Consider the following 2,880-nt stretch of genomic DNA (forward strand, 5'->3'; position numbering starts at 1 on the left):
GGCACTTCAACGGCCACTACTGGTGCGACTACGCCCAGAACCCGGACAACCCGATCAGCTGGCGGTATCGCGGAGGCCCCGGAAGCGGGGCGCTGGCGGACATCGGCAGCCACATGATCGACCTCGGGGAGTACCTCTGCGGTCCGATCGCCACGGTCAGCGGCGCGGTGTTTCAGACGTTCACCACCGAACGCCCGGTGCCCCTCGGCGCCGTCGTGGGGCACTCGGCCGGCGCCGTGGGGGACGGGAAGGAGCCGGTGGACAACGAGGACATCGCCACGTTCACAGCAACGTTCGAGTCCGGCGCCGTCGGCACGTTCTCCATCAGCCGCATCTCGCACGGTCTCCCGAACGGGCTCGGCTTCGAGGTGTACGCGGCCGACGGTGCGGCCGCCTTCGATCTCAACCGGCCCGGAGAGTTCACCTTCGCCGACAACGGTCCGGACGGGAAGACCAACGGTTATCGCTCCGTGTTGATCGGCCCGCAGCATCCCGGGATCGAGCGCGGCATCGCCATGGACTTCCCGTCGGTCGGGCACGGTCAGAACGACTTGTTCGTCTGGCAGGCCCGCGCCTTCCTCGACCAGGTGGCCGGACTCGGCAAGCTCGCCCCCGTGCCGTCCCTTGCCCACGGCCTGCACAACATGGAAATCCTCGCCGCCGTCACCCGGTCCGCACTGAACGACGGGCAGGCTGTCGCCGTCGCGTCTCCGCTGGCCTCCACGACCTCCTAAGGAACGCGCGTCATGAAACTCGGTGCCTACACGGCCTGCCTGCACGACAAGACCCTCGACGGGGCGCTGGCGATCCTCCGCGACCTCGGCCTCAACAGCGCCGAGATCAACGCCGGTGGCTTTATCGGAACGCCACACATCCCGGTCGACGAACTCCTCAGCAGCGCTGAGGCCCGCGAGTCGTACCTGGCGACGTTCGCCGAGTACGGCATCGAGCTCACGGCGCTCAACTGCAACGGCAACCCACTGCACCCCGACCCGGAGATCCATCACGGCGACGATCTCAAGCGAACGATCAAGCTCGCCGGCCTGCTGGGGATCAAGACGGTGATCACGATGTCCGGCCTCCCGGCGGCCGAGGCGGGTGGAACTCGTCCGTCCTGGACCGTGATCCCGTGGGACAGCGTCTACAAGGAGACGCTCGACTACCAGTGGGACGAGGTCGCGGTGCCGTTCTGGAAGGAGATTCAGACCCTCGCCGCCGAGAGCGACGTCAATGTCGCCATCGAGATGCACCCGCACAACCTGGTGTTCAACCCGGCCACGATGAAGCGGCTCGTCGCGCTGACCACGCCGGAGGGCGGCGTCAACCGCGTCGGCGCCGAGATGGATCCCAGCCACCTGTTCTGGCAGCACATCGATCCCATCGCCGCGATCGAGGACCTCGGGGACCTGATCTTCTTCGCTGCGGCCAAGGACACGCTCATCCACGAGACCGCTGCGGTGAACGGCGTGCTGGACGACCGCTTCGAATGGATCCCGGCGGAAGAGAACCCGGTCGGTCTGGGCGGCCGCTACACGGTCACTCGGTGGCCGGCTGTGCCCGGCTGGTCCTTCGTCGCCGTCGGCCGCGGCCACGACGTGGCCTTCTGGACCTCCTTCCTGAGCGCCTTGGAGCAGCACACCCCGGTGCGCGCGGTGAACATCGAGCACGAGGATGCGTCGTTCGGCCAGATCGAAGGGCTGGAGTTCGCTGCCCGCAACCTCCTCGAGGCCGCGCAGACGGTCACGGCCTGATTCGGCTGCTGAGCGGGGGCTGAACGATGTTCGACGTGGTGACCATGGGCCGGATAGGCGTGGACGTCTATCCGCTGCAGACCGGCGTCTCGCTGCGCGAGGTGTCCTCGTTCGGCAAGTACCTCGGCGGCAGCTCGACCAACGTGGCCGTGGCGGCGGCGCGCTACGGGCGCAAGGTGGCGACGATCACCCGCACGGGTCGCGATCCGTTCGGCGAGTTCCTGCACGACGCGCTCCAGGGCTTCGGCGTCGACGACCGCTGGGTGACGCCGGTGGACGGACTGCCGACTCCGGTGACGTTCTGCGAGATCTTCCCGCCGGACGACTTCCCGCTGTACTTCTACCGCGAGCCGTCGGCGCCCGACCTCCAGATTGCCGCGGACGAGCTGGACCACGACGCGATCGCCCAGGCCAAGGTGTTCTGGGCGACGGTCACGGGACTCTCCGAAGAACCGTCGCGCGGCGCGACGCTCGCGGCGCTGCGCGCCGCACGCGGCATCACGGTGCTCGACCTCGACTACCGCCCGATGTTCTGGGACTCGCGTGAGGAGGCCCGGCGCTGGGTGCAGGAGGCGCTGCCGTACGTCGACGTCGCGGTCGGCAACCTCGACGAGTGGGACACGGCGATCGGCACCCGCGATCCTCGCGTCGCGGCCTCCACGCCCCTCGAGCTCGCGGTCGTCAAACAAGGGCCTAAGGGTGTGCTGGCGCGCCGTGGCGAGGAGTGGGCGGATGTCCCGCCGGTGCCGGTCGAGGTCGTGAACGGCCTCGGCGCGGGCGACGCCTTCGGCGGTGCTCTGTGCCATGCGTTGCTCGGCGATTGGCCGCTGGAGCGCGCGATGCGCTTCTGCAACGCCGCCGGCGCGCTCGTCGCGTCGCGGTTGGCCTGCGCCGACGCGATGCCGACCGAGGACGAGGTCGAGGGGATGCTCGCGCATGCTTGACCTGACCGAGATCCGCGCGCGGCGGCCAGAGGCGATCGCGGAGGCCGCGAGCGCTCGGGCGCGCCCTGAGTGGCCTGAGCGCCTGATGGTGATCGCGGCCGACCACCCGGGGCGCGGCATGCTGCTCGGTGATCGCGGCGAGCTGCTCGACCGGCTGGTCGTGGCTCTCGCGCGGCCCGGCGTCA

4 protein-coding genes are annotated in these 2,880 nt (G+C 69.3%); all 4 read left to right on the forward strand.

Annotation, left to right across the window (positions count from 1 at the left end; genetic code table 11):
- The coding region (locus tag VFX99_RS00995) for a Gfo/Idh/MocA family protein (protein WP_329664456.1) at window positions 1-734 on the forward strand (734 nt) is incomplete at its 5' end.
- A gap of 12 nt (window positions 735-746) precedes the next feature.
- Window positions 747-1,751 carry a sugar phosphate isomerase/epimerase gene (locus tag VFX99_RS01000; protein WP_329664457.1) on the forward strand — a complete coding sequence of 335 codons (1,005 nt, stop codon included), beginning with the start codon at window positions 747-749 and terminating at the stop codon, window positions 1,749-1,751.
- Between the two features lie 26 nt (window positions 1,752-1,777).
- Window positions 1,778-2,695 carry a 5-dehydro-2-deoxygluconokinase gene (gene iolC, locus VFX99_RS01005; RefSeq protein WP_329664458.1) on the forward strand — a complete coding sequence of 306 codons (918 nt, stop codon included), beginning with the start codon at window positions 1,778-1,780 and terminating at the stop codon, window positions 2,693-2,695.
- The coding region (locus tag VFX99_RS01010) for a Cgl0159 family (beta/alpha)8-fold protein (RefSeq protein WP_422656679.1) at window positions 2,688-2,880 on the forward strand (193 nt) is incomplete at its 3' end. The genes iolC and VFX99_RS01010, both read left to right, overlap by 8 nt.

Source organism: Microbacterium sp. (genome assembly GCF_036277215.1).
In the GTDB taxonomy this organism is placed as follows: Bacteria; Actinomycetota; Actinomycetes; order Actinomycetales; family Microbacteriaceae; genus Microbacterium.